We start from the raw sequence: 603 nt of genomic DNA, 5'->3' as shown, positions 1-603 counted from the left end.
GCGGGAACTGCTGGGCGTAGTAGGAAGTCGTCGGGGTCGATGTTGAGGGCACCAGCTCCTACGGTGCAGGGTTGACACAGGCATTGCAGATCAACGACATTCACGTCGTCGAGGTCAACCGTCCCGACCGCTCGGCGCGGCGGTCAAGGCGTCGAGCTCAGCGGTCAGCTCACGGTCTTGGCGCTCGAGGTACCCGATGCGTTGCGCGAGCGCTTTACAGGCGATCAGCACCGATACCGTTGTGGGGTCCTCGTGTGCGCGGGGGCGGCAGCCGGCCAGCGCTTCGACCAGACGCAGGGTGGTGGGGTAACGGCGGTAGCGTTCCCGAAGATCGGCCGGGGCGGTCACAAGCAGGTCCTTGATCTGCTGGATAGCCGCGGTGCGGGCTTTGATCGCGCCGCGACGAGCGATCAGCAGCGCTTTGAGGGCCCCGGTGCGGGAGTCTTTGGGCACGGCAAGGCCGTGGCCGGCCAACACCGCACGAGCAGCGCTATAAGCATCGAGAGGGTCGGACTTGCCTTGGCGGCGCCGCGCCGAGCGGTCGGGACGGTTGACCTCGACGACGTGAATGTCGTTGATCTGCAATGCCTGTGTCAACCCTGC

General features: G+C 66.0%; 1 protein-coding gene. It reads right to left on the bottom strand.

Going from position 1 to position 603, the window contains the following annotated elements:
* Positions 1 to 114: 114 nt before the first annotated feature.
* Positions 115 to 603: IS110 family transposase (locus A5698_RS12060; protein WP_502688911.1), on the bottom strand; the 489-nt coding region annotated here is incomplete at its 5' end.

Source organism: Mycobacterium sp. E136 (assembly GCF_001666865.1).
Lineage (GTDB): Bacteria > Actinomycetota > Actinomycetes > Mycobacteriales > Mycobacteriaceae > Mycobacterium.
The sequence above is the reverse complement of the archived record's forward strand: the minus strand, read 5'-3'. Positions and strand labels throughout refer to the sequence as shown.